This is a genomic window from Streptomyces poriticola (assembly GCF_036689765.1).
In the GTDB taxonomy this organism is placed as follows: Bacteria; Actinomycetota; Actinomycetes; order Streptomycetales; family Streptomycetaceae; genus Streptomyces; species Streptomyces poriticola.
The window spans coordinates 88,040-112,298 of the sequence record NZ_JBAGKH010000012.1 but is presented as its reverse complement, the minus strand read 5'-3'; the positions used below and the strand labels follow the sequence as shown (position 1 = coordinate 112,298).

General features: G+C 72.6%; 23 protein-coding genes and 7 tRNA genes. 12 read left to right on the top strand and 18 right to left on the bottom strand.

Annotation, left to right across the window (positions count from 1 at the left end; all coding sequences use genetic code 11):
- Positions 1 to 52: 52 nt before the first annotated feature.
- A complete protein-coding gene (locus tag V5O46_RS18025) occupies positions 53 to 2,251 on the top strand; it encodes an elongation factor G-like protein EF-G2 (RefSeq protein WP_332885624.1) in 2,199 nt (732 codons plus the stop codon).
- 250 nt (positions 2,252 to 2,501) lie between these two features.
- Entirely contained in the window at positions 2,502 to 4,163 is a 1,662-nt protein-coding gene (locus V5O46_RS18020) for a hypothetical protein (protein ID WP_332885623.1), read from the top strand.
- Positions 4,164 to 4,178: 15 nt separating this feature from the next.
- Here the strand turns inward: V5O46_RS18020 and V5O46_RS18015 are convergent, their stop codons facing one another.
- From V5O46_RS18015 to V5O46_RS18000, 4 genes are all read right to left on the bottom strand, one after another.
- The gene (locus V5O46_RS18015) at positions 4,179 to 4,727 is read right to left on the bottom strand and encodes an HIT family protein (RefSeq protein WP_332885622.1); all 549 of its coding nucleotides are present in this window, start codon (positions 4,725 to 4,727) and stop codon (positions 4,179 to 4,181) included.
- A gap of 130 nt (positions 4,728 to 4,857) precedes the next feature.
- Positions 4,858 to 6,834 (bottom strand): threonine--tRNA ligase, encoded by a 1,977-nt coding sequence (thrS, locus tag V5O46_RS18010; RefSeq protein ID WP_332885621.1) that lies wholly within the window; start codon positions 6,832 to 6,834, stop codon positions 4,858 to 4,860.
- Between the two features lie 126 nt (positions 6,835 to 6,960).
- Entirely contained in the window at positions 6,961 to 8,181 is a 1,221-nt protein-coding gene (locus V5O46_RS18005; RefSeq protein WP_332885620.1) for a hypothetical protein, read from the bottom strand.
- Positions 8,178 to 8,744, bottom strand: coding sequence for a DUF4365 domain-containing protein (locus V5O46_RS18000; RefSeq protein WP_332885619.1), 567 nt, complete (start codon positions 8,742 to 8,744; stop codon positions 8,178 to 8,180). Before V5O46_RS18000 ends, V5O46_RS18005 begins: the two co-directional genes overlap by 4 nt.
- 168 nt (positions 8,745 to 8,912) lie before the next feature.
- Here V5O46_RS18000 and V5O46_RS17995 point away from each other — a divergent pair, with 168 nt between their 5' ends.
- Complete coding sequence (locus tag V5O46_RS17995; RefSeq protein ID WP_332885618.1) at positions 8,913 to 9,641, top strand: 3'-5' exonuclease; 729 nt, start codon at positions 8,913 to 8,915, stop codon at positions 9,639 to 9,641.
- A 73-nt stretch (positions 9,642 to 9,714) separates the two neighbouring features.
- Here the strand turns inward: V5O46_RS17995 and V5O46_RS17990 are convergent.
- The 4 genes from V5O46_RS17990 to V5O46_RS17975 all read right to left on the bottom strand — a co-directional run bounded on the left by V5O46_RS17990 (position 9,715) and on the right by V5O46_RS17975 (position 10,972).
- Positions 9,715 to 9,786, bottom strand: a tRNA-Val gene (locus V5O46_RS17990).
- 39 nt (positions 9,787 to 9,825) lie between these two features.
- Positions 9,826 to 10,272, bottom strand: coding sequence for an SRPBCC family protein (locus tag V5O46_RS17985; protein WP_332885617.1), 447 nt, complete (start codon positions 10,270 to 10,272; stop codon positions 9,826 to 9,828).
- Positions 10,273 to 10,348: 76 nt separating this feature from the next.
- Positions 10,349 to 10,420, bottom strand: a tRNA-Val gene (locus V5O46_RS17980).
- Positions 10,421 to 10,519: 99 nt separating this feature from the next.
- Positions 10,520 to 10,972: a TIGR02611 family protein gene (locus V5O46_RS17975; RefSeq protein ID WP_332885616.1), complete on the bottom strand. Its 453-nt coding sequence runs from the start codon at positions 10,970 to 10,972 to the stop codon at positions 10,520 to 10,522.
- A gap of 191 nt (positions 10,973 to 11,163) precedes the next feature.
- On the opposite strand from V5O46_RS17975, the gene V5O46_RS17970 reads away from it, so the two are divergent.
- Both V5O46_RS17970 and V5O46_RS17965 read left to right on the top strand, forming a co-directional pair.
- Positions 11,164 to 11,577, top strand: a complete 414-nt coding sequence (locus V5O46_RS17970; protein WP_004002642.1) for an SsgA family sporulation/cell division regulator — start codon at positions 11,164 to 11,166, stop codon at positions 11,575 to 11,577.
- A gap of 350 nt (positions 11,578 to 11,927) precedes the next feature.
- Positions 11,928 to 12,488, top strand: coding sequence for a CGNR zinc finger domain-containing protein (locus tag V5O46_RS17965; RefSeq protein WP_332885615.1), 561 nt, complete (start codon positions 11,928 to 11,930; stop codon positions 12,486 to 12,488).
- A 74-nt stretch (positions 12,489 to 12,562) separates the two neighbouring features.
- Here the strand turns inward: V5O46_RS17965 and V5O46_RS17960 are convergent, their stop codons facing one another.
- Together V5O46_RS17960 and V5O46_RS17955 are read right to left on the bottom strand one after the other, a co-directional pair.
- Positions 12,563 to 12,757 (bottom strand): hypothetical protein, encoded by a 195-nt coding sequence (locus V5O46_RS17960; protein ID WP_332885665.1) that lies wholly within the window; start codon positions 12,755 to 12,757, stop codon positions 12,563 to 12,565.
- Between the two features lie 171 nt (positions 12,758 to 12,928).
- Positions 12,929 to 13,372, bottom strand: a complete 444-nt coding sequence (locus V5O46_RS17955) for a hypothetical protein (protein WP_332885614.1) — start codon at positions 13,370 to 13,372, stop codon at positions 12,929 to 12,931.
- Between the two features lie 207 nt (positions 13,373 to 13,579).
- Between V5O46_RS17955 and V5O46_RS17950 the strand changes: the two genes are divergently transcribed.
- Positions 13,580 to 14,101 carry a DsbA family protein gene (locus V5O46_RS17950; protein WP_332885613.1) on the top strand — a complete coding sequence of 174 codons (522 nt, stop codon included), beginning with the start codon at positions 13,580 to 13,582 and terminating at the stop codon, positions 14,099 to 14,101.
- Positions 14,102 to 14,126: 25 nt separating this feature from the next.
- Here V5O46_RS17950 and V5O46_RS17945 read toward each other — a convergent pair whose 3' ends face one another.
- The 3 genes from V5O46_RS17945 to V5O46_RS17935 all read right to left on the bottom strand — a co-directional run bounded on the left by V5O46_RS17945 (position 14,127) and on the right by V5O46_RS17935 (position 16,970).
- A complete protein-coding gene (locus V5O46_RS17945) occupies positions 14,127 to 14,951 on the bottom strand; it encodes a GNAT family N-acetyltransferase (RefSeq protein WP_332885612.1) in 825 nt (274 codons plus the stop codon).
- Between the two features lie 73 nt (positions 14,952 to 15,024).
- Positions 15,025 to 15,846, bottom strand: a complete 822-nt coding sequence (locus V5O46_RS17940) for an aminotransferase class IV (RefSeq protein ID WP_332885611.1) — start codon at positions 15,844 to 15,846, stop codon at positions 15,025 to 15,027.
- 20 nt (positions 15,847 to 15,866) lie between these two features.
- Positions 15,867 to 16,970, bottom strand: coding sequence for a chorismate-binding protein (locus tag V5O46_RS17935; RefSeq protein ID WP_332885610.1), 1,104 nt, complete (start codon positions 16,968 to 16,970; stop codon positions 15,867 to 15,869).
- Positions 16,971 to 17,148: 178 nt separating this feature from the next.
- Between V5O46_RS17935 and V5O46_RS17930 the strand changes: the two genes are divergently transcribed.
- The 5 genes from V5O46_RS17930 (at position 17,149) to V5O46_RS17910 (ending at position 17,611) form a co-directional block, all read left to right on the top strand.
- Positions 17,149 to 17,221: transfer RNA gene (locus V5O46_RS17930), tRNA-Gly, on the top strand.
- A 37-nt stretch (positions 17,222 to 17,258) separates the two neighbouring features.
- Positions 17,259 to 17,332, top strand: a tRNA-Cys gene (locus V5O46_RS17925).
- 1 nt (position 17,333) lies between these two features.
- Positions 17,334 to 17,405, top strand: a tRNA-Val gene (locus tag V5O46_RS17920).
- A 19-nt stretch (positions 17,406 to 17,424) separates the two neighbouring features.
- Positions 17,425 to 17,496 (top strand) — tRNA-Val (locus V5O46_RS17915).
- A 43-nt stretch (positions 17,497 to 17,539) separates the two neighbouring features.
- Positions 17,540 to 17,611, top strand: a tRNA-Val gene (locus V5O46_RS17910).
- 46 nt (positions 17,612 to 17,657) lie between these two features.
- On the opposite strand, the gene V5O46_RS17905 is transcribed toward V5O46_RS17910, so the two are convergent.
- The 3 genes from V5O46_RS17905 to V5O46_RS17895 form a co-directional block, all read right to left on the bottom strand.
- The gene (locus tag V5O46_RS17905) at positions 17,658 to 17,945 is read right to left on the bottom strand and encodes a TFIIB-type zinc ribbon-containing protein (protein ID WP_332885609.1); all 288 of its coding nucleotides are present in this window, start codon (positions 17,943 to 17,945) and stop codon (positions 17,658 to 17,660) included.
- Positions 17,946 to 18,026: 81 nt separating this feature from the next.
- A complete protein-coding gene (locus V5O46_RS17900; RefSeq protein WP_332885608.1) occupies positions 18,027 to 18,950 on the bottom strand; it encodes a phosphotransferase in 924 nt (307 codons plus the stop codon).
- A gap of 732 nt (positions 18,951 to 19,682) precedes the next feature.
- On the bottom strand, positions 19,683 to 19,850 hold the full coding sequence (locus V5O46_RS17895) for a hypothetical protein (protein WP_332885607.1): 168 nt from the start codon (positions 19,848 to 19,850) through the stop codon (positions 19,683 to 19,685).
- Positions 19,851 to 20,416: 566 nt separating this feature from the next.
- Between V5O46_RS17895 and V5O46_RS17890 the strand changes: the two genes are divergently transcribed.
- On the top strand, positions 20,417 to 21,910 hold the full coding sequence (locus V5O46_RS17890; RefSeq protein ID WP_332885662.1) for a serine/threonine-protein kinase: 1,494 nt from the start codon (positions 20,417 to 20,419) through the stop codon (positions 21,908 to 21,910).
- 114 nt (positions 21,911 to 22,024) lie between these two features.
- Here V5O46_RS17890 and V5O46_RS17885 read toward each other — a convergent pair whose 3' ends face one another.
- Both V5O46_RS17885 and cobA read right to left on the bottom strand, forming a co-directional pair.
- Positions 22,025 to 22,843 carry a TrmH family RNA methyltransferase gene (locus V5O46_RS17885; protein WP_332885606.1) on the bottom strand — a complete coding sequence of 273 codons (819 nt, stop codon included), beginning with the start codon at positions 22,841 to 22,843 and terminating at the stop codon, positions 22,025 to 22,027.
- A 54-nt stretch (positions 22,844 to 22,897) separates the two neighbouring features.
- Positions 22,898 to 24,139: a uroporphyrinogen-III C-methyltransferase gene (gene cobA, locus V5O46_RS17880; protein WP_332885605.1), complete on the bottom strand. Its 1,242-nt coding sequence runs from the start codon at positions 24,137 to 24,139 to the stop codon at positions 22,898 to 22,900.
- Between the last annotated feature and the right edge of the window lie 120 nt (positions 24,140 to 24,259).

Here is a 24,259-nt window from a genome sequence, read left to right as displayed (position 1 = left end):
GTTCCGCATGTCCGCGCCCACAGTGACCTCACCGTGCACGGGAGGACAGGCAATGGGCGACAAGGCGCACACACACCCCGGAGCCGCCGGCAGGGCACAGGCGGCCGACCAACCCGCGTCCGTACGGAATGTGGTGCTGGTCGGCCACTCCGGATCGGGCAAGACGACACTGGTGGAAGCCCTCGCACTCACGGCGGGGGCGCTGAACCGGGCGGGCCGCGTGGAGGACGGCGGCTGCGTCTCGGACTACGACGAGATCGAGCACCGGCAGCAGCGCTCCGTACAGCTCTCCCTGGTGCCCGTGGAACAGGACGGCATCAAGGTCAACCTCCTCGACACCCCCGGGTACGCCGACTTCGTCGGTGAGCTCAGGGCCGGACTGCGGGCCGCCGACGCGGCCCTCTTCGTCGTCTCGGCCTCCGACGGAGTGGACGGCTCGACCCGCATGGTGTGGGAGGAGTGCGCGGCGGTCGGCATGCCGCGGGCCATCGTGATCACGCACCTGGAGGCCGCCCGGGCGGACTTCGAGGAGATGACACGGACCTGCGCGGAGGCCTTCGGCGCCGACGACCCGGACGCCGTGCTCCCGCTCTACCTGCCGCTGCACGGCCCGCAGGCCCCCGACGGGCACGCCCCGGTGACCGGACTGATCGGTCTGCTGTCGCAGAAGCTGTTCGACTACTCGACCGGTGAGCGCAAGGAGTCCGAGCCGGGCGAGGACCAGCTGCCGCTCATCGAGGAGGCCCGCAACCGGCTGATCGAGGGGATCATCGCGGAGAGCGAGGACGAGACCCTCATGGACCGCTATCTCGGCGGCGAGCAGGTCGACGTCGGCACCCTGATCCAGGACCTGGAGCGGGCCGTCGCGCGTGGGGTGTTCTTCCCCGTGCTGGCCGCCGCCCCCGCGGCCGATGGCGCCCGGCAGGGCCTCGGCACGGTGGAGCTGCTGGAGCTGGTCACCCGCGGCTTCCCGACCCCGCTGGAGGGCGAGGCGCCCCGGGTGACCACGCCCGACGGCAAGCCGCGCGAGGTGGCGGCGTGCGACCCCGACGGGCCGCTGGTCGCGGAGGTGGTGAAGACCTCCTCCGACCCCTACGTCGGCCGGATCTCGCTGATCCGGGTGTTCTCCGGCACGCTGCGCGCCGACCAGACGGTGCATGTCTCCGGGCACGGGCTGGCCGACCGCGGCCACGAGGACCACGACGTGGACGAGCGGATCGGCACCCTGTCGACACCGTTCGGCAAGCTGCAGCGGCCGGTCTCGCACGTCATCGCGGGTGATCTGGCGTGCGTGGCCAAGCTGGGCCGCGCCGAGACGGGCGACACCATCTCCGCCAAGGACGATCCGCTGCTGATGGAGCCGTGGGAGATGCCCGACCCGCTGCTGCCGCTCGCCATCCAGGCGCACAGCAAGCCGGACGAGGACAAGCTCTCCCAGGGCCTGGCGCGGCTGGTCGCCGAGGACCCGACGATGCGGCTGGAGCAGAACCAGGACACCCACCAGGTGGTCCTGTGGTGCCTGGGCGAGGCCCACGCGGACGTCGCCCTGGAGCGGCTGCGCAGCCGGTACGGCGTCCAGGTCGACGTCGTCCCGCACCGGGTGTCCCTGCGGGAGACGTTCGGAGCCAGGGCGGAAGGGCGCGGGCGGCACGTGAAGCAGTCGGGAGGGCACGGCCAGTACGCGATCTGCCAGATCGAGGTGGAGCCGCTGCCCGGCGGTTCCGGCATCGAGTTCGTCGACAAGGTGGTCGGCGGCGCGGTGCCGCGGCAGTTCATCCCGTCGGTCGAGAAGGGCGTGCGGGCGCAGGCCTCCCGGGGCGTGGCCGCGGGCCATCCGCTGATCGACGTGCGGGTCACACTGCTGGACGGCAAGGCGCACTCGGTGGACTCCTCCGACGCCGCGTTCCAGACCGCGGGCGCCCTGGCGCTGCGGGAGGCCGCCGCCGACGCGAAGATCCATCTGCTGGAGCCGGTGGCCGAGGTGAGCGTCCTGGTCGGCGACGACTACGTGGGCGCCGTGATGAGCGATCTGTCCGGGCGGCGCGGCCGGGTCCTGGGCACCGAGCAGACGCCGGGCGGACGCACCCTGATCCGGGCCGAGGTCCCGGAGATGGAGATCGGCCGGTACGCGGTGGACCTGCGGTCCCTGTCCCACGGCACCGCGCGCTTCAGCCGCCGGTACGCGCGGCACGAGCCGATGCCGCCGCAGGTCGCGGAGCGAGTCCGGGAGGAGGCGCGCGCCGGCGCGTAGGGGCCGGCGCGGTACGCGCCCGCCCGCCGGTGCGCACGCCGCCTGCGCGTGCGGGCGGGCCGGCCTCGGCCGCGTCACCGGGGCCCCGGCCCCGTCGGTGGGGGCTTCGGCTCCGTCGGTGGGCGGCTTCGGCCGTCCGCCGACGTACGGCGGTGCCTGCCGATACGCTGATGACCTGATCAACAGGTGTGCGGAGCACGGAAGTCGGGAAGGCCGCCCTGAACGGGTGCGGCTGCGTTGGGGGGCGGGATTGACCGTGGGCAACGGTTACGCGGACTTCTTCGGGCCACAGGTGCCGCGTACGGGAGACACTAGCCAGACGGCCACGTTCGCGCTGGCTTCCGCGGCCTACCGGGACAACCCGGTCGAGGACATCAAGAAGGCCGACAACGAGTGGCACCGGACGACCGTCAACCCCGGCCGGTCCTGGGCCACGCTCTTCAGGCCCAATCTCGGCGAGGCCTTCTCCCGCGCGGTGATCGACCGCATGCTGGGCAAGGACCGCAGTCCGCTCATCCAGTCGTTCGGCACCGAGCCGCAGGTGGTCGTCGAGCACTGTCTGGCCGCCCACCGCATCCGCAAGGAGCGGGACAGCCGGCTGACCTTGGTGATGGCGGTGTGCGGCCTGCTGTTCCTGCCCGGCATGCTGGCCTGGCTGCTGGTCTTCCAGATCCGCGCCTTCGTCGTCAAGTCGGACAACAAGCAGGCCGGTGCGCTGGCCACCGCCCTGCTGGTCGGGGTCGGCGCGCTGGCGGTGCTGTTCCTGGTCAAGCTGCCCTTCTCCGGATTCGGGGGCTGGTACGTGCGCGCCGCGGTCGTCGTGCCGGTGATCGGCTGGTTCTGGGCCAAGCGGATCTGCGAACGCACCGCCAGGGACATGCGGGAGCGCTGGGACAGCCTGCTGACCGGCAGCAGTGTCGGCGCCAAGGTGCCCGAGGCCGTGCCGAGCAACCCCAACGAGACCGCGGCCGAACAGCTGCGCCAGTCCCTGGCCCGGCTGGGCGCGGAGCAGCAGTCCAACTCGGTCTTCTACGCGGGCCCGAAGGGCATACTCGGCATGGGCACCCGCTGGGGCAGCTGGCAGCTCGCCGAGGATCTGGTGCCGGCCGACCCCGACCGGGAGATCCACCCGTTCCGCAGCTGGGACGTGGTCCGGTCCATCCATGACCAGCTGGCGCTGCTGGAGCGCGGCCCGCTGAACACCGGGGGCTTCCCCAAGCCGTCCATCCGGCACTGGATCGTCACCCCGATCGGCGAGAACGCCAAGGCGGTCTCCCGGCCCGAGGGCACCGACGTCGAGGCGTACCAGGTGAAGCCGCACGCGATACAGGACATCTGCAACAAGCAGCAGTTCGGCGCCGGTGACCGGCACTATCTGGGCGTGCAGTGGACGCTGTGGGACGGACAGCTGGTGATCACCATGCTGATCACGGTGACGGTGCTGCACTCCACCCTGCGGATCGAGGTCACCGGGCATGCGCTGGGGCCGGTGAACCCGCTGTTCACCGGCAAGTCCGAGGCGCCCTCCAAGCAGGTGGCCAAGTCGTTCAAGCCGTGGGAGACGCGCACGGTGATGCTGCCGCTGGTGACCACCCAGGAGGTGGTGCGGCTCGCCGTGCGCGCCCCGCTCACCTGGTACCCGCCGCTGCTGAAGTGGCTCGGCGGCACCATCGCGCTGCCCGAGCCGTTCGGGCTGCGGCATGCCTGGGCCGACCAGCCCTGGCGGCACCGCTTCATGACCGACGACGCGCTGCGGGCGGCCACACCGGTGCTGCGCGTGGTACATGCGGCGGCGCTGCGGGTGCTGAAGGAGAACGGGGCGGACACCGAGAAGTTCGGGACGCGGTCGGCGGTGCTCAGCGGGCAGGTGCAGGACGTCTCGCCGAAGAAGGCGGACGTCTACGACGCCTAGGGCCGGTGCCGGCGGTCAGGCCGCCGGCCACGCCTCCGCCAGCATCTTGCGGGTGTCGCCCAGGAGCTGCGGCAGCACCCTGGTGTGGCCGACGACCGGCATGAAGTTGGTGTCGCCGCCCCAGCGGGGGACGATGTGCTGGTGCAGGTGGGCGGCGATGCCCGCGCCGGCCACCGTGCCCTGGTTCATGCCGATGTTGAAGCCGTGGGCTCCGGAGGCGGCACGGAGCGCGGTCATCGCCTGCTTGGTCAGCTCGGCCAGCTCCACCGTCTCCGAATCGGTCAGATCGGTGTAGTCGGCGACGTGCCGGTAGGGCACGGTCATCAGGTGGCCGCCGGTGTACGGGTAGAGGTTGAGCACCGCGTACACCTGCTCGCCGCGCCGGACGACCAGCCCGTCCTCGTCGGACTTGGCCGGGATCGAGCAGAAGGGGCAGCCGTCGTCGGCACCGGGGCCGCTCGGCTTGTTCTCGCCCTGGATGTACGCCATCCGGTGGGGCGTCCACAGGCGCTGGAAGGCGTCCTGCGTGCCCACTCCCGACTGCTGCTCCGGCTCACTCGTCATGCGTGCAGCATATGGCGTCCCGCGGGGCCGACGGGAAAGGCCCCCGCGATCTCCCGGGGGCCTTTCCCGACAGCTGCCGACGGACGCCGGTGATGCCTGTGATGCCTGTGATGCCTGTGATGCCTGTGGATCAGACCTGTACCCGCTCCTCGACGACCTTCGCGATCTTGGCGATGGCCTCGTCGACGGGGATGCCGTTCTCCTGGGAGCCGTCGCGGTAGCGGAACGAGACGGCGCCGTTGGCCATGTCCTCGTCGCCCGCGATGACCATGAAGGGCACCTTGGCACGCTGGGCGTTGCGGATCTTCTTCTGCATGCGGTCCGAGGAGGAGTCGACCTCGACCCGCAGCCCCTGCTTCTTCGCCGCCGCGGCGAACTGCTCCAGGTACTCGACATGGGCGTCGCCCACCGGGATGCCGAGCGCCTGGACCGGGGCCAGCCAGGCCGGGAAGGCACCCGCGTAGTGCTCGAGGAGCACCGCGAAGAAGCGCTCGATCGAGCCGAACAGTGCACGGTGGATCATGACCGGGCGCTGCTTGGTGCCGTCCGCGCCGGTGTACTCCAGGTTGAAGCGCTCCGGCAGGTTGAAGTCGAGCTGGATCGTCGACATCTGCCAGGTCCGGCCGATGGCGTCCTTGGTCTGGACGGAGATCTTCGGGCCGTAGAAGGCGGCGCCGCCCGGGTCCGGGACCAGTGGCAGGCCCTGCTTCTCGGCGACCTGGGCCAGCGTCTCGGTGGCCTCCTCCCAGGCCTCGTCGGAGCCGACGAACTTCTCCGGGTCCTTGGTGGACAGCTCCAGGTAGAAGTCGGTGAGGCCGTAGTCGCGCAGCAGGTTGAGGACGAAGGTGAGGGTCTTGTCGAGCTCCTCGGACATCTGCTCGCGGGTGCAGTAGATGTGCGCGTCGTCCTGGGTGAAGCCGCGGGCACGGGTCAGGCCGTGCACGACGCCCGACTTCTCGTACCGGTACACGGTGCCGAACTCGAACATGCGCAGCGGCAGTTCGCGGTAGGACCGGCCGCGCGCGTCGAAGATCAGGTTGTGCATCGGGCAGTTCATGGGCTTGAGGTAGTAGTCCACGCCCTCGTCGAGCTGCATGGGGGGGTACATGCCGTCGGCGTACCAGTCCAGGTGGCCCGAGGTCTCGAAGAGCTTCCCCTTCGTCGCGTGCGGGGTGTAGACGAACTCATAGCCGGCCTCTTCGTGCTTGCGGCGCGAGTAGTCCTCCATGACCCGGCGGACGATGCCGCCCTTGGGGTGGAAGACGGCGAGGCCGGAGCCGATCTGCTCCGGGACGGAGAACAGGTCCAGCTCGTGGCCCAGCTTCCGGTGGTCGCGCTTCTCGGCCTCGGCGAGGAACTCCAGGTGGGCCTTGAGCTCGTCCTTGGTCGGCCAGGCGGTGCCGTAGATGCGCTGGAGCATCGGGTTCTTCTCGCTGCCGCGCCAGTAGGCGCCCGCGTTGCGCATCAGCTTGAACGCCGGGATGTTCCGGGTGGTGGGCAGGTGGGGACCGCGGCAGAGGTCCTTCCAGCACAGCTCGCCGGTCCTGGCGTCCAGGTTGTCGTAGATCGTCAGCTCGCCGGCGCCGACCTCGACGTCCGCGCCGTCGTCGTGGGAGGCGGCGCCCTTGAGGCCGATCAGCTCCAGCTTGTACGGCTCGTCGGCGAGCTCCTCGCGGGCCTCCTCGTCGCTGACGATCCGGCGGGAGAAGCGCTGGCCGCGCTTCTGGATCTCCTGCATCTTCTTCTCGATGGCCTTGAGGTCATCGGGATGGAAGGGCTGGGCGACGTCGAAGTCGTAGTAGAAGCCGTCCTTGACGGGCGGGCCGATGCCCAGCTTGGCCTCGGGGAACAGCTCCTGCACGGCCTGCGCCATGACGTGCGCGGTGGAGTGGCGCAGGATGTCGAGGCCGTCCGGGGAGGAGATCTCGACGCCTTCGACGGTCTCGCCGTCCCTGACCTCGTGAGCGAGGTCCTTCAGCTCGCCGGCCACGCGCGCGGCGATGATCGAGCGCTCGCCGGCGAAGAGCTCGGCGGCCGTAGTGCCCGTCGTCACCACGCGTTCTTCCCGCTCGGAATCGCGTTGGATGATCACACGGACGTCTGACACCGGTCTCTCCTGACTGAAGGTGGGGCTGCGGCGCCGTACCGGAGCGCACGCTTGCATGGGATCGTACCGACCCGGGGCCACCGACCGCGAAATCATTCCCCTGGTCCGCGCACCGCCGCGGTCGCCTCAGTCCCCTCCGCAGGCCTCCTCGAAGAAGTCGAGGTCCTCCTGGAGGGCCTTCACCAGCCGGTCCCGCTCGGCGTCGTCGACCTGCACGGGGATCACCGGCCCGGCACCGGTCAGCCGCCGGAAGCCGCCGCGGCTCTCCAGCCGTCCGTGCACCCGCACCGGCAGTCCCACGAGGTGGGCGTGGCCGGCGATGCGGTAGGCCTCCTCGTCCAGCGCGATCCGCACATGCGGGATCTCGGCCCCGGCCAGCACCCGCAGCCGTACGGTGCCCGCGCCGCGCGGGCCGGACCTGCGCAGCCGCACCACGGCGCCGGTGATCCGTACCGGCACCGAGGGCTCGGCCTGCAGGTAGCGGACGCCGGCCTCGCGCAGGGCGGGCAGGTCGCCGGGGGTGAACTCGACGGGTTCGGCCGGGGCGGCGCAGCCCGCCGGGATTCCGGCGGCCGGGGCCCACTCGACCGCGATCCGCGCCCCCTCGGTGCCCCGGACCAGGGAGACGAGGGCCTCGGTGAGCTCGTGGCTGACGCCCGACTCGACGGCGGAGTCGAAGGCGTCCATGCCGCCGGTGGCCCGCCGGTAGTCGACGGCCTCGCGGGTGGCGTGCAGTGCCTGGTGGAGGCGGACGGAGAGGGGGCGGCCGGGCGCGACGGGGACGAATGCGGTCAGGTGGCGGCCGCCGGGGGCGGGGCCGACCAGGACGTTCTCCAGGGACGCGGTGGCGGCGCGGCGGTGCCGGGCGCCGAAGTACCCGGCACGCGCGCGTGTGGCGAGTGCGGCGGCGAGCAGCACGGCGCGGGCGGCGGTGCGCATCCCTTCCTCCACGGTCCAGGTCGTGGTGTCCCCGGGTCCGGCCGGGACGTCGCGCGACCAGTGGATCTCGTCGCTGGGTACGGCCAGGGCCAGGAGGACCTCGCGGGCGGAGGGGGTGCCGCTGCGGGTGAGGGCGAGGAGGGCCTCGCCGAGCAGGTCGTCGCTGTCGGGGAAGGCCCGGGTCTCGGGGACCAGCAGGCTGGTGCCGCCGCGGCCGGGTCCGGGCGGGGTCCAGCGGCCGTAGCGTCCGGGGGCGCCGCCGCGGCGCTGCCAGCCGTGCCGGTGCAGCAGGGCGGCGAGCACGGCGGGATCGACGTCGGCGGGCTCGGGCGGCGGGCCGTCCCAGGGGGTGTCGGCAGGGTGCGGGCGGGCGGGCCGCAGGGGCTCGTCGGTCGGTCGGTGCGTCATGGTTTCCCTCCCGTCCCGACCCGCGTCATGATCTCGCAGAGCGCCCGGTCGTCGAAGATGCGTGAGGTCGGTATGCGCACGGTGGTGCGGCGGCGGCCGGTGACGGGGTGTCCGGCGAGGTTGGTCCAGTAGCAGCAGTGTCTGAGGTCGAGCCGGTCGTGGCCGGCCCGGAGCCACTGGTCCCGGGAGCGGGGGACGATCATCACCACGAGGATCTTGTGCACGGAGACGGGGGTGCGGGCGAGCTTGGCCAGGTGGTCGTTGTCGAGTGTGAAGGAGAAGGAGCGGCCGGGCGGGCTCGGCGGAATCTGGTAGGTGGCCTTGAGCTGCACCTTGATCGTGACCTCGTCGTCGACCGTGTGGCCGGGCGCGCTGTGGCTGACGTGCCAGTCGATGCCGTTGTCCGGGAAGGGCTGGGACAGTGAGCAGCCTGCCGCGGCGGCGACCGCGTGGAGATAGCCGACCTGCAGAGTCTCCATGCAGGCGGTGGTTGCGAGAGAGCCGCGAGCGGACGCCGTGCGCTCGGGCAGCAGCCCGCCCCGCTCGGGCTGCGCTATGGCCATGGCCAACAGCCTTCCAGAACTGGTGATTCCCCGCTCGTCCCGCTGAACTGCGCGGAACCGTACTCCTGTTGTGTCCTTCCGGCGTACGGCGCAAACAGCCCGGGTATCACCGGATCGGGCAGCGGACGGTACGTCGACTGCCGAGGGTGAACGAGGGGTTGTGGGACCATGACGTGCTGGTTCGAGGGGCCGTTGGCCGCTTTCGACACGGAGACCACGGGTGTCGATGTCGAGACCGACCGGATCGTGTCGGCCGCCGTCGTCGTGCAGGACGCCCCGGGCCTGAGGCCGCGGGTGAGCCGCTGGCTGGTGAACCCGGGTGTGCCGGTGCCCGAGGCGGCGACGGCGGTGCACGGGCTGACGGAGGAGCACCTGCAGCGCAACGGCCGCTGGCCGGCGCCGGTGATGTACGAGATAGCGGAGGCGCTGGCGGAGCAGGCCCGTGCGGGACGCCCGCTGGTGGTGATGAACGCGCCGTTCGACCTGACGCTGCTGGACCGCGAGTTGCGCAGGCACCGGGCCTCGTCGCTGAGCCGCCGGCTGGAGCGGACGCCGCTGTGCGTGCTGGATCCGCGGGTGCTCGACAAGCATCTGGACCGCTATCGCAAGGGCCGCCGCACCCTCACCGATCTGTGTGCGCACTACGGCGTCCCGCTGGACGACGCGCATGACGCGGCGGCGGACGCGCAGGCCGCTCTGGAGGTCGTACGGGCGGTGGGGCGGCGTTTCACGGGGCGGCTCGAGCGGCTGTCCGCCGCCGAGCTGCACACGCTGCAGGCGGTGTGGCACGCGGCCCAGGCGCGGGGGCTGCAGGCGTGGTTCGCGCTGAGCGGTACGGAGGAGGCGGTGGATCCGGCCTGGCCGCTGCGTCCGGATCAGCCGGCTGCGGCCGCGTGAGCGCCCCGGGCACCGCCGGTGCCCGGGGCACAAGGAAAACCGGTCCGTCGTAGGACGGACCGGTCTCTCCGGGTGGGCGATACTGGGTTCGAACCAGTGACCTCTTCGGTGTGAACGAAGCGCTCTCCCACTGAGCTAATCGCCCGGGAACGCACTGAACCATACAGGTCCCCGCGCGTTCGGTTCAAACCGCGTTCAGACGGTGGGCCAGTCCGCGCCGGCCCGCCCGCATCATCAGCGTGTGGTTGGCGCGGAAGAACGCCCGTCCGGGTACGGCCAGCCGCCGCAGCAGCGGCTTGCGGACGTCGACCTCCTGCTCGTAACGGGCGAGGCTGCCGGAGGCGTGCGGGGTGACGGTCCATCGGGCCCAGCCGTCGATGTCGCCGGACAGGGCGACCTCCAGCACCCCGGCGTCCGGGTCCCGGCGCCGCTCGCGCATCGTCGAGGTGAGGTCGTACGGCAGGAGGGAGCGGATCCGGATCAGCCCCGCGGTGTCGCCGAGCCGGGTGACCTCGCGCACCTGGGGCCACCAGCGGGGGTAGTCCTCGATGCGTTCCAGGGCCTCGTACACGGTGGGGACGGGCGCGGGCAGGACCCACAGGCTGAGGAAGCGGTAGTGGTTCCAGTCCATGGCGACAGTGTGCCCCGCCGCATACACGAAGACGGCCCGCCTCACCATCGGTGAGACGGGCCGTCCTGCGGTCCGGTGGGCGATACTGGGTTCGAACCAGTGACCTCTTCGGTGTGAACGAAGCGCTCTCCCACTGAGCTAATCGCCCGGGCGCAGGAAGAACATTACCCCATGTCAGGGGCGCTCATGACCATGGACCGGAGCAGCGGCGCCCGGTGCCCGGGCCGGCGGTCGACCGGCCCGGGACTCACTGGTCCTCGATCTTCCACGGCATGACGAATCCGAACTCCCACAGATAGAAACCGGCCAGCCCCCCGAAGATCACCAGGCCGACGGCCGTGAGGATCATGTTCCGGCGGCGCACCCGGGGGTCGAGGGCGCGATGGGCGGCCTCGGTGACCTTGCGCTTGGTCCAGCGCAGCACCAGCTGGGCCCAGACGAACTCGGTCGCCCAGATCGCCATGCCGCCGAAGATCACGACCCAGCCGGGGCCGGGCAGGGGCAGCATGATCACACCGGTCACGACGACCGCGAGACCGATGATGAAGACGCCCACCTGCCAGCTCAGGTGGAGCATGCGGCTGGCCTTGATGAATTCCGGCGCCCGGGAGCCGAGAGCCCGCTCGCCCTCCGCCTTGTCCGCCCTGGTGTGGTCCGACGCCACGGCCACCTCGCCCGGCTCGCTACTCCCCGTGTTCATACGGCCAAACCCTACCCGAGCCGATCGAGTCACCGGAATGGCCGCACCGACACAACGATCCCTCCGCCGGAAGAGTTACGTAAACACACGCAAAACACTCAGAGGGGTTTACAACGGCACCGTAGGTGGCATGTCGATTTCGCCGACGTGCGAATCCCCGAGCGCACACTGAGCGAAAGGCCCTGGCGCTTATGAACACCACGGTCAGCTGCGAGCTGCACCTGCGCCTCGTTGTGTCGAGCGAGTCCTCCCTGCCTGTCCCCGCAGGCCTGCGGTACGACACGGCCGACCCCTACGCCGTGCACGCCACCTTCCACACCGGAGCCGAGGAGACCGTCGAGTGGGTGTTCGCCCGCGACCTCCTCGCCGAGGGGCTCCATCGCCCCACCGGCACCGGCGACGTCCGCGTCTGGCCGTCGCGCAGCCACGGCCAGGGCGTCGTGTGCATCGCCCTGAGCTCCCCGGAGGGAGAGGCCCTGCTCGAGGCCCCGGCGCGGGCCCTGGAGTCCTTTCTGAAGCGGACCGACGCCGCCGTGCCCCCGGGCACGGAGCACCGGCACTTCGACCTCGATCAGGAGCTCTCGCACATCCTGGCGGAAAGCTAGGGCGAGGCCCCCTCAGCAGCCCGGCGCCGTCGACTCGGGGTGACGGCTCGGGCCCGGACAACCGCACAGTGCACACACGGCGCCGCCACCGCGGATCCCCGCGGCGGCGGCGCCGTGTGTGCGGTCCGGACGCGCCCACGGGGAACCGGTGGCCGGCGCCCGCCGTTGTACCTGCATCCGCCGTACCTGCATCCGCGCGGCTGCACCGGCTCCGCGCAGCGTGACCGGAACCGCCCGCCGGCTGGGGCGAGTGTGATCAGGACGGGTCCGGCGGCCGGAGGGAGCCACTACCATCGGCCAGCACCGGCGGACGCCCGCCGGGGGACACGGCCGAGGCCAGGGAGTGAAACGTGCTGATCACCCACGACACCCGGTGCGCGCTCGACGCCGTGGTCGATCTGGTGAACACCGCACCGGAGGACGGGACGACGCCGGACGGACTGCCGGACGTAGCCGCTCTCGAGAATTTCGTACGAAGCCACGACATCAGTGATGTCGGCACCCTCTCGGAGTTCGACCTGTCCGCGGTGCGCAAGATCCGCGGCCGGTTCGCCGCGGTCTTCGCGGCTGCCGACACCCGGGTCGCCGCCGGACTGATCAACGAACTCGTGGCCGCCGCGGGCACCACCCCCCGGCTCACCGACCACGACGGCTACGACCTGCACGTCCACTACTTCGCCCCGGGCGCCTCCATCGCCGACCACCTGGCCGCCGACTGCGGGATGGCCCTGGCGTTCTTCCTGGTCGCCGGGGAGCGGGAGCGGCTGCGGCGCTGCGAGGCCCCGGACTGCCGAAGGGCCTTCGTCGACCTCTCACGGAACCGCTCACGGCGGTACTGCGACAGCCGGACCTGCGGCAACCGGCTCCATGTGGCCGCCTACCGCGCGCGCCGCAAGGAGGCCGCGGGCTGACCCGGGCCACACGGCGCGGGCGACACCGGTCCGACGCGCCCCCGACGGGTGGCGCCGGGGAACGCGGGTACGGCTCACAGCAACAGCAGGTCGTGCAGGGAAGCCATGAGCAGCAGACACCCGATCACCGCAAGGAAGATCATCAGCGGTGGCTGGGAAAGGGCGAAGAGGCAGCCGCGCGGCTCGTCCTTCGGCGGCGCGGCATGACTCTCTGTCGTGTCCGGCTGCGTCGTGTCCAGCATCTCGCGGGCGATGATGGCGCAGTCCATGCCCTCGGCGCGATCAACACACCCGGAATTCCGCGGAGTTCGCCGTAACGGTGATCTTCGGTTCGGGTTGTGATCACTTCCGGACGCGGCCGGACCCACTGTGTCGTTTCATCCGGCACGGGACGGCGCACGTGACCGCGCGCTACGACTGCCGTCCCCGGGGGACAGCCGTCAGATGCCGTGCTTCTTCAGAATCGCCTCGATGTCGCTGAAGTCCTCGTCGCCGCCCTGCTTGCCCGCGGGCTTCGCGGCCGGGCGGGACTCGGACCGGGAGCCCAGGGAGGGCGCCGAGGCCGCGGGAGCCACCGCCTCGCCCTGCGCGGCGGCCCGCGCCTGCTTGCGCTCCTTGCGGGTGCCACCCCGACGGCGCTCCACACCGCGGGTGGTCATGAACAGCGCCCAGGAGGCGCCCAGCACCCCGAAGCCCGCCCAGGCCATGGGGCTGAAGGCGGTGTCGGCGAGCCAGTCGATGACACCCGTCATCACCAGGCCGAGGGGGATCAGCGAGTAGGCGGCGATGCGGGTCGCGGTGAGAAAACGCCTGCGGTACGCGGTGATCGCCGCGATGCCCAGGCCCGCCGCGGCCACGGCAGAGCAGATGGTCTCGGCAATCATCCGGTCCTCCAGGCTGGGCTCGCTCGGACAGAGGGGTACTTCGTCCCTTCCATCCTGCACCGTCCACACCCTCCGGGGCCATGCCGCGGGTGGAGATCAGGGACATCTCCGGGTCGGCTCCTCCCCAGGTCCCGGTGGTGCCGTACGGCAGCGGCCGGTGCGAGGGCCGTCTTGGGCCGCCCCGGCCGGGGCTGGGAGACTGGCCCCATGAGCGACTCCTCCCCCGCCCGTCCCACCGCGGTCCTCGACGTCTGGTGCGAGCTGCAGTGCACCGACTGCCGCACCGCCCTGGACGACCTCCGCGCCCTGCGTGCCCGCTACGGCGACCGGCTCGAGCTGCGGCTGCGGCACTTCCCGCTGGACAAGCACAAGCACGCCTTCGCCGCCGCACAGGCCGCGGAGGAGGCCGCCGCCCAGGGCCAGGGCTGGCCCTACGTGGAGGCGGTGCTCGGCCGGGTGGCGGAGCTGGACCGGGCCGGCGAGCGCATGCTGGTCGACACCGCGCGGGAACTCGGCCTGGACGCCGAGGAGTTCGACACGGCGCTGATCGACGGCCGGCACATCCTGATCGTCGACGCCGACCAGGCCGAGGGCAAGGCGATCGGCGTCACCGGTACGCCGACGTACGTCATCGGCGGGGAGCGGCTCGACGGCGGCAAGAGCCAGGAGGGGATCCGCGAGCGCATCGAGGAGATCGCGGACCGTCTGCTGGCGGCCCCCCGGGCGTAGCACCCGCCCCGCTCGTCCGGCCCGCCTACAGCAGCGGCTTGGCGAAGCTGAACCGGGTGGTCCGGAAGCCCAGGGAGTCGTACAGCCGCTCGGCCGGGGTGTTGCCCGCGAACACGTTGAGGCCGAGGGCGCGCAGGCCGGCGCCGATCGTCTGCTGCTCCGCCAGCAGCATCAGGGCCCGGCCGTGGCCCCGCCCCCGGTGGGCCGCGTCGACCTCGACGTCGTAGACACGGGCGAGCTCCGCGTACCGCGCCAGCCACAGCACGCCGACCCGGGTCCCCTCCTGCTCCAGGACGCTGAACAGCATGTTCTCGGTGTCCGCGCCCCGCGGCAGGAGGGTCTCGTGGTCGCGCCGGGCCTTGGCGTGCGCGTCGGCCCCGGACACCCCCTGGGCGATCCAGGTGCGCGCGTACTCTTCGGTCTCATGGACCCGCCAGGTCTCGAACTCGGCCGGTGTCATCGGACGCGCCCGGCTGCCCGCGGGCAGCGGCGCCGGGGTGTCACCGAGCCGTTTGCGCATGCCGCGGGCGCGCAGGACGTAGCCGAGCGCCCGTGCGAGGTGCAGCGCCGCCTCGGCGTCCGCGGGCAGGCTCACCTCGATCATGCGGCAGCCCCAGCCGCGGGCCACCTCCTCCGCGGCGAGCGCGGCCACGGTGGCCCGGCCGCGCCGCCGGTCGGGTTCGTCGATGCGCAGGCTCAGGATCCGCGCCGCGGAGTCACCGAAGACCGGCGAGGTACCGAGGTGTACCGCGCCGACGGGCCGGCTGTTCACACACACCTGGTAGCGGCGTGAACGCGTCCCGTCGGCCGCGCGCTGGAGCGGCTCGGTCGGCCGCAGGGTCGTGGTCATCACCCGGTTTCTACCCGGCGGCGGGCCCGGCGTCAGCCTGATTTCCGTGGGCGGCTCGGGATCCCGGCTGCGGTCAGGGGTCCTGGTCGTCCCCGGCGCGCTCCTCGAAGATCCGCATCGCCTTGGCCGTGACGGGCCCCGGGGCGCCGGGCAGATCGCGGTCGTCGACCCGGTGCACGGCCTGTACATCGCGCAGCGTGGAGGTGAGGAAGACCTCGTCGGCCCGCTGCAGCACGTCCAGCGGCAGGTCGGTCTCCCTGGCCCCCGCCCACTCCACGGCCAGGGCGCGGGTGATGCCCGCGAGACAGCCGGAGGCGAGCGGCGGGGTGTGGATCTCACCGTCCAGGACCACGAAGACGTTCGAGCCCGTGCCCTCGCACAGCTGCCCCACGGTGTTGCCGAACAGGGCCTCGGAGGCACCGTGTTCGTGGGCACGGGCGAGGGCGACGACGTTCTCGGCGTACGAGGTGGTCTTCAGGCCGGTCACCGCGCCGCGCTCGTTGCGGGTCCAGGGCACGGTGACCACGGCCGTGGTGTCGGGCCGGCGGGCGGTCTCGCCGAGGGCGACCACGAGCGTGGGGCCCTGGTCGCCCCGGTCGGAGCCGAGCGGGCCGTGTCCGCCGGTGTAGGTGATGCGGAGCCGGCCGAGCGGCATCGGATTGGCCCCGAGAACGGCGGTGCAGGCGCGGCGCACCTCGTCCTGGTCGGGATCGGGCAGTCCGAGCCCGCGGGCCGAGCGGGTGAGCCGGTCGAGATGCCGGGTCAGCGCGAAGGGCCTGCCGCCGACCGCCTTCACGGTCTCGAACACGCCGTCGCCCACGGTCAGCCCGTGGTCGAACACGGAGACCCGGGCGGCCTCGACCTCCTGAAGTCCGCCGTCGAGCCAGAGTTTCACCGAACGCCACCTCACCTGAATCACCGGGGACGGCCGGGGGTCCGGAGCGCGTCCCCCGTTCCGGCAGCGTACGCCTGCAGTCCCTCGCCGCTCACCTCGTACGCCCCCGACGCTACCGCGAGCAGCCGCGACGCCTTCAGTTCCGTCTCGCGCCACTCCCCCTCGGGGTCGGAGCCCCAGGTGATGCCGGCCCCGGTGCCGAACCGGAGCAGCGCGCCGGCCCCGTCCGTCCGGTCGATCCAGAACGTACGGATACCGACCGCGAGCTCCCCCACGCCGCGGTCGGCGTCGACCCAGCCGATGCCCCCGCAGTACGGCCCCCGGGGCGCCGTCTCCAGCGCGTCGATGATCCGCAGCGCGCTGGACTTGGGTGCGCCGGTGACCGAGCCGGGCGGGAAGGCGGCGTCGAGCAGCTCCGGCCAGCCGGCGTCGGCGCACAGTTCACCGCGCACGGTGGACACCAGGTGCACCAGCCCCGGGTGCTTCTCCACCGCACACAGGTCGGGCACGGTGACGCTGCCGGTGGCGCAGACCCGCCCGATGTCGTTGCGGACCAGGTCGACGATCATCACGTTCTCGGCGTAGTCCTTCTCCAGGAGGTCCGCCTCGGTGCGTCCGGTGCCCTTGATCGGCCCCGACTCGACGGTCCGCCCGGCACGGCGCAGAAACAGCTCCGGCGAGGCGGTGGCCGTCTCCACCCCGTGCGCCGGCAGCCGCACCGTTCCGGCGTACGGCGCCGGGTTGCCGCGCGCCAGCAGGGCGGTCAGGGCGTCCACGTCGGCACCGGACGGCACGGGCGCCGACAGCACCCGGCAGAGGTTGGCCTGGTAGACCTCCCCGGCCGCGATGTGCTCGCGGATGCGGCGTACGGCGGCGGTGTACTCCGCGCGGTCGAGCGAGGACGTCCAGTCACCGACGGCCGGTCCCCGCCACCGGCCCGGAACCGGCGCGGGTACCGGCTCCTCGCGCACGTCGGCGAAGCGGGCGCAGGTCAGCCGCCCTTCGAAGTCGGCGCACACGGCCCAGAAGCCGCGGGAGTCCAGGGCCGCGGGGTCGTCCGTGACGTCGCGGAGACCGGTGGCGAGCCGGTCGCCGAAACGGGCCAGAGGGGGGAGGTCATGCACGCCGTCGAGTCTATGACCGAAGTCTCGACGGGCGCTCGAACGCACCCCTCCGCACTCCCCGACCAGGTCGGCGGCGGGGCGCACCGCAGCACGCTGCACAAACGCGTTTTTGTACTGGCCCCGGAATCCGCTAGAGTTCAACACGTCGCCGGGCCGCGGGAGCGGACCGAAACGACAAGCGGACGTAGCTCAGTTGGTAGAGCGCAACCTTGCCAAGGTTGAGGTCGCGAGTTCGAGCCTCGTCGTCCGCTCGAAGGAACAGGGGTCTTCCCGGTCCCCTACACTCCTGGTGGAGTGGCCGAGAGGCGAGGCAACGGCCTGCAAAGCCGTCTACACGGGTTCAAATCCCGTCTCCACCTCCAAGGACGATTAGCTCAGCGGGAGAGCGCTTCCCTGACACGGAAGAGGTCACTGGTTCAATCCCAGTATCGTCCACTGGTCCGCAAGGATCTCCGCGCGATTAGCTCAGCGGGAGAGCGCTTCCCTGACACGGAAGAGGTCACTGGTTCAATCCCAGTATCGCGCACGCAGTGCCCGTGATCCGCTCCATACGGTGATCGTGGCCCCGAGGACGATTAGCTCAGCGGGAGAGCGCTTCCCTGACACGGAAGAGGTCACTGGTTCAATCCCAGTATCGTCCACACCCCGAAGCCCCCGGCCGTCTCACGACCGGGGGCTTCGCCATGCTCAGCTGGAGAAGAGCATCCGCCCGAACCCCTTGTTCTTGCGGTGGCCGTGGTGATGACCGTGACCGTGGTGCGGAGCACCCCAGGCCGGTGCCGCCGGTGCCGCGGGGTAGCCCTGCGGGGCGGGCGGAGGCGGCGGGGCGGCCTGGGACCACTGCGCCTCCAGACGGGTCAGGGCCTCCAGTTCGCCGTAGTCGAGGAAGATCCCGCGGCAGCCGCTGCACTGCTCGATCTGGACGCCGTTGCGGTTGTACGTGTGCATCGGTGCACGGCACTTGGGACACTGCATCGTCGGCTCAACTCCTCGCCGGTCGGTCCTGCTTCGCGTATCGCCGGGACAGACTCCGTCCGGCCGCGGTCCGGTTGCACCCTACTGGGCAGAACTTCCGCCGACCATGCGGGCGCAGGCGTCGACCAGTGCGTCCTCCACGTCGTCCAGCGGCCGGCCGGCCGCATGCGCCTTGGTGAGGGCACGTGCCGCGGTCTGCACAGTGAGGGCGCGGGCGGGGACGTCCAGGGCGGCCCAGGGGTCGCCGTTCCGCGGAACGGCCGGGCCGCCCGCGGCACGGTAGGCGGCCAGGAGACGCGCCCACGCGTCCGCCGGGAGCAGCCCGCAGGCGAACCAGGCGGCGGGGCGTGCGAGGTCCCAGGCCGGTGGGCCCGTGCCGAGGTCGTCCACGTCGATCAGCAGCCAGGGGCCGTCCTGAACGGGATGGCGTATGAGCTGGCCGAGGTGGAAGTCCCCGTGGCACAGGGCGCGGCGGCCCGGCGCCGCTGCCTCGCCGCGCGCCCAGGCGGGCAGTGCCGCCCAGGCACACAGCACGAGGGCGGTACCGGGATGCCGGGGGCCGGCGTCACGGAGCCGGGCGACTGCTGCGGCGGCCTTCGCGGGGCCGCGCATGGGCGGTACGGACTGCAGGGCGGAGGCAGGGGTGCTGTGCAGCCCCGCGAGGAGAGCCCCGGCGGCCTCCCAGGGGGCGGCGGCGGGGTCGTCCGGATCGACGGGGCTGCCGTACGGCCAGAAGGTCACGGGGCGGCCGTGCAGCGCGGCGGGCGTCGGGGTGAGCGGAGGGAGGAGGCCGGGGAGGTGCGCGGCGAGGGTGAGGCGGAGGGCCAGCTCGGTCGGGTCGGTGCCCGGGGCGTGAGCCTTGGCGACGGTGTCCGCGTGCCGGACGAGGGTCGCGTCGGGGCGGTCGGCGAGGGTGCCGGTGGCGCAGGGGCAGGCGGGCGGGGCGGTGGCGCGGGGGTGGGCGGTGGACTTGGCCTGGCGGGCGAGGGCGGGGAGGAGGCTCACGGGGTGAGAGTACGAGGGGGTCGCCGGGGCCCGGGGGTGCGGTTCCCCTCGACGACTGCGCGATGGGGTGACCGCGGCCGGGCGGATCCGCGCGCCGGGCGGGCCGCCGTCCCGGCGACGTGAGCGGCTGCGGTTGGGCGGGTAGCAGGAGTGGGTTGCGCGGCCCGGCGCCGCCCGCGCCGCCCCTGGGGTACCTCCCGGGCCGTCCAGGCGCTGGGGGGGAGGCACGACTGTCCGCGGAGGGGCGGGTTCTGCCGCCCGCGTGGGTGGGTCGGTGCAGCGCCACCATCGCCGGCGGTCGGGTGGAGTGGGACGACTGCCCGCGGATGGTGCGGCCGGACGGGCCCGAGGACGCGTACGGCGAGCAGGGGTCGGGCCGGGGGGTGGCCACCCGCAGCGGTTGGCGCGTCCACACCCCTCAGATCCCGACCCACCGATTCCGCGCCGTTCCGAGGACGGCCACCCCCCGGCCCGGCCCCGACCCACGACACACCCGCACCCCCACCCAACCCGCACAGGCCACCGCAGGCACAACGCGCACCCCCGACCACCCGCACAGGCCGCCGCAGGCATCGCACCCGCCACGAACCGCCGGAGGCACCCCGCACAGCAATGCCGGCGCAGCTCCCCAGCTGCGCCGGCATCTGTGCCGTCCGCCGCACCCCCGTCCCCACGGGGTTTCATGGGTGGATGTCCCCGCCCGGACCGCTCTTCCGGGCCTGGGGTCGCCGCTCAGCGCCCCAGCATCACACCCACGGACGACGCCTGTGTGGCCACTGTCTCCCATCCGTCGAAGACGACGAGGAGCAGGGCCGCCAGGGGAAGGGCCATCACCGTCGCCACCAGCGGGTGGCGACGGCCCTGCCTACGGACCGGCGTCCGCGATGCCGTCCCGGCCATGGTCCCTCTCCCGACCTTGCGTGTTTGTCCTTGTGGTTTGCAGCGGCGGGTGCCTGACCTCGGGGGACGAGTGCTGCACCCACCGCTTGACCTCAAATCTAGGCGTCCGGCTCCCCCGGGACGTCATGCCCTCGTACCGATTGCCGGGCCTCCCGGAGGATGAGCCGCCCGCCGCCGAGTACTCCCCTGGGTGGAGACGACCGCCCACGCCTCGGGGTCTTCCCGGAGGGGAGCCCGCGTGACTTCCCTCACTGCAGCAGTCCCGCGGCACACCCGCCACCGCCCGCGCCCGCCCCTCCCCCGGCCTCTCCCCGACCGGACCGCCCTCGCCCCCGGCCTCCCCGGCGAACGGCCCGTGATCGTTCCGCCCGTAACCAATCCCCCCCGCACGACGGCCGGTTGACGCAGCTCCCGACACCAACCCACCGAGCCCCGAGGCGCCCTGAGCCCCCTTCAACTTTCCTGTCCGCCCCGGACAATCGACCGGGCCGAGAGGGCGCGGCCTCTGCGCGCAGGCGCCCGGGGAAACGTAAGCTGTGGCACGTCACAGGGACCGGGCAGCGGGGATGAACATGGCGATGATGCGCCTGAGGCGCGAGGACCCGCGCGTCGTCGGCTCGTTCAGGCTTCACAGGCGGCTCGGCGCGGGCGGAATGGGCGTGGTCTACCTCGGCTCCGACAAGAAGGGGCAGCGAGTCGCGCTGAAGGTCATCCGGCCGGACCTGGCGGAGGACCAGGAGTTCCGCTCCCGCTTCGCCCGCGAGGTCTCGGCCGCCCGGCGGATCAGGGGCGGCTGCACCGCCCGGCTGGTGGCCGCGGACCTGGAGGCGGACCGTCCGTGGTTCGCCACCCAGTACGTCCCCGGCCCCTCCCTGCACGACAAGGTCGTCGACGAGGGCCCCCTCTCCGCGGCCGACGTCGCCGCCGTCGGTGCCGCCCTCTCCGAGGGCCTGGTCGCCGTGCACGAGGCCGGTGTGGTCCACCGCGACCTCAAGCCGTCGAACATCCTGCTCTCCCCCAAGGGCCCGCGGATCATCGACTTCGGCATCGCCTGGGCCACCGGCGCCTCGACCCTCACCCACGTCGGCACGGCGGTCGGCTCCCCCGGCTTCCTCGCACCCGAGCAGGTGCGGGGCGCGGCCGTCACCCCGGCCACGGACGTGTTCTCGCTCGGCGCCACCCTCGCCTACGCCTCGATGGGCGACTCACCCTTCGGGCACGGCAGTTCCGAGGTGATGCTGTACCGCGTGGTGCACGAGGAGGCTCAGCTGCACGGCGTCCCGGACGCACTCGCCCCGCTCGTACAGGCGTGCCTGGCGAAAGACCCGGAGGAACGGCCCAGCACGCTGCAGCTTTCCCTGCGACTGAAGGAGATCGCCGCCCGCGAGGCGCAGGGTCTCACCGACGTCCGCCCGCCCGCGCCCCGCACCGCGGAGACCGACCGGCCCGCGGCACGGCTGGCCGACACCTACCCCGAGACGTACCCGGACACCTATCCGGACCGAGCCCCGCGCCGTCCGAACGGCCGACGCGGCGCGCCCGGCACCCCCGTCCCGCGCACCCCCGTCCCGCCCCGCACGGGCGGTGCCGACGGCCGGGGCGCCCCCACCCGTAACACTCCCGCGCGCAACACCCCCACCCGGGACCCGGCCTCCTCCCGTACCGGCGGTGCCGGCTCCCGCCCCGGCGTGCGCCCGACGGCCCGTCCGACGCCCGCCTCCCCCCGCCGCACCGGCGGCAGCAGCACGGGCCGGAACACCCGCCCGGGCAGCGGCAACGGCGGCCGAGCCGCACCGCACCGCAGCGGCCCCGGCCGACCCGCACCGCGCCCGACGGGGACCGGGCGCCGGCCCGCGAACCCCCGCCTGCTGCGCCAGCGGCTGTTCGTGTTCGTCGTGGTGACGCTGCTCGTCGCGCTCGGCATCGCCCTGGCGCAGGGCTGCCAGGGCCCTGCCCATGGGCTGGGCGGAGGCCGCGCCGACGTACGAGCGGAGCAGCACCACCCGATGTCACACCACCCGGTTCAGCACACCCCTGAGCAGCACACCCCTGAGCAGTAGCCGAAACAGGCTCAGCCGCCGAAAGCGGCAGGGCTCCGGGAACCGGCGAAGCACCCGGAGCCGGGAACCGGCGACCGGAGCACCACCCGGCGGCTCATCCGGCCGAAAGACCGCTCACCCCGCAGGCCGCCCCGTGGCGACCGCGTAGAAGGCGACCGCCGCCGCCGCGCCGACGTTGAGCGAGTCGACCCCGTGGGTCATCGGGATGCGCACCCACTCGTCCGCGGCGACCAGGGCCTGCGTGGACAGCCCGTCGCCCTCGGCGCCGAGCATCAGGGCCACCCGGTCCATCCGGTGCGGGGCTGCCTCGTCGAGCGCCCGGGCCTTGGCGTCGGGGGTCAGGGCGAGCAGCGTGAACCCGGCCTCGCGGACCGTCTCCAGGCCCTTGGGCCAGGTGTCGAGCCGGGCGTACGGCACGGAGAAGACGGCGCCCATCGAGACCTTGACGCTGCGCCGGTAGAGCGGGTCGGCGCAGTCCGGGGAGAGCAGGACCGCGTCCATGCCGAGGGCGGCGGCGGACCGGAAGATCGCGCCGATGTTGGTGTGGTCGTTGACCGATTCCATCACCACCACGCGGCGGGCGGCCCGCAGCAGTTCGGCCGCGGTGGGCAGCGGCTTGCGCTGCATGGAGGCGAGCGCGCCGCGGTGCACGTGGTAGCCGGTGACCTGTTCGGCCAGTTCCGGGCTGACCGCGTACACGGGCGCGGGGAGTTCGTCGATGACGTCGCGCATGACGTCGACCCACTTGGCGGAGAGCAGCATCGAGCGCATCTCGTAGCCGGCGTCCTTGGCCCGCCGGATGACCTTCTCGCCCTCGGCGATGAAGAGTCCTTCGGCGGGCTCGCGCTTGCGGCGCAGTTCGACGTCGGTCAGGCCCGTGTAGTCGTGCAGGCGCGGGTCGTCGGGGTCCTCGACGGTGATGAGATCGGCCACAGGGTGATACTGCCTTGTCCCGGGATCGGTGCCAACGGTTCGGATCGGTCAGTGTTACCGGGGGTTACGCGTAGCCGCCGGGCCCACCCCGACCACGTTCCCGACGACGATCACGGCCGGCGGCCTGACCTCCTCGGCCACGACCGTCCCGGCGACCGTCGCCAGCGTCGCGTCGACCCGGCGCTGGGCGGCGGTGGTGCCCTCCTGGACGAGGGCGACCGGGGTGTCGGGGGACTTGCCGTGCGCGACGAGGGTCTCGGCGATCTGCCCGATCTTGTCGACGCCCATGAGGATCACGAGCGTGCCGGTGAGCCCGGCCAGCGACGGCCAGTCGACCAGCGAACGCTCGTCGTCGGGGGCGACATGCCCGCTGACCACGGTGAACTCATGGGCGACCCCGCGGTGGGTCACCGGGATCCCGGCGGCACCCGGCACCGAGATCGAGCTGGAGATGCCGGGCACCACCGTGCACGGGATGCCGGCCTCGGCGAGCGCCTGCGCCTCCTCCATGCCGCGGCCGAAGACGAAGGGGTCGCCGCCCTTGAGCCGGACCACCGACCTGCCCTGCCTGGCGTGCTCGATCAGGGCGTTGTTGATGGCCTCCTGGGCCATGAACCGGCCGTAGGGAATCTTCGCCGCGTCGATCACCTCGACGTGCGGCGGCAGCTCGGCGAGCAGGTCACGGGGGCCGAGGCGGTCTGCGATGACCACGTCGGCCTCGGCCAGCAGCCGACGCCCGCGGACGGTGATCAGGTCAGGGTCGCCGGGGCCGCCGCCGACCAGGGCGACTCCCGGGGTGCGGGTGCGGTGGTGCGGGGCGACCAGGGTTCCGTCGCGCAGGCCCTCGACGACGGCGTCCCGGACGGCCGCGGTGTGGCGGGGGTCGCGACCGCGGGCGTCCGTCGTGAGGACGGCGACCGTGACGCCCTCGCTGTGGCCGGTCGCCGGGGTCCACGCGGTGGCCTGATCCGCGTCGTCGGAGCGGACGCACCACACCCGGTGCCGTTCGGCCTCGGCGGAGGCGGCCTGGTTGGCCCCCGCGTCGTCGGTGGCGATCAGCGCGTACCAGGCGTCGGCGAGGTCGCCGTCGGCGTACCTGCGCCGCTCCCAGGTGATCTCGCCCGTGTCGGCCATGGCCTCGACCGAGGGGGTCGCCTCGGGAGACACCAGGAGGACGTCCGCGCCGGCCGCGATGAGGGCCGGGAGGCGGCGCTGGGCGACCTGGCCGCCGCCGAGGACGACCACTCGGCGGCCGGCGAGGCGGAGGCCTACGGGGTAGGCGGGGTGTTCGGCCATGAGGGTGCGGCTCCTGGTCCGGGCGGGGCGGGCGGCGGGGCGCTGCGGCGCTGGAGCGGCCCTGACGTGCGGATTTTACGAGACGGGTTCAGCGTACGGCGGAGGCGGGGCGGCTGCGAC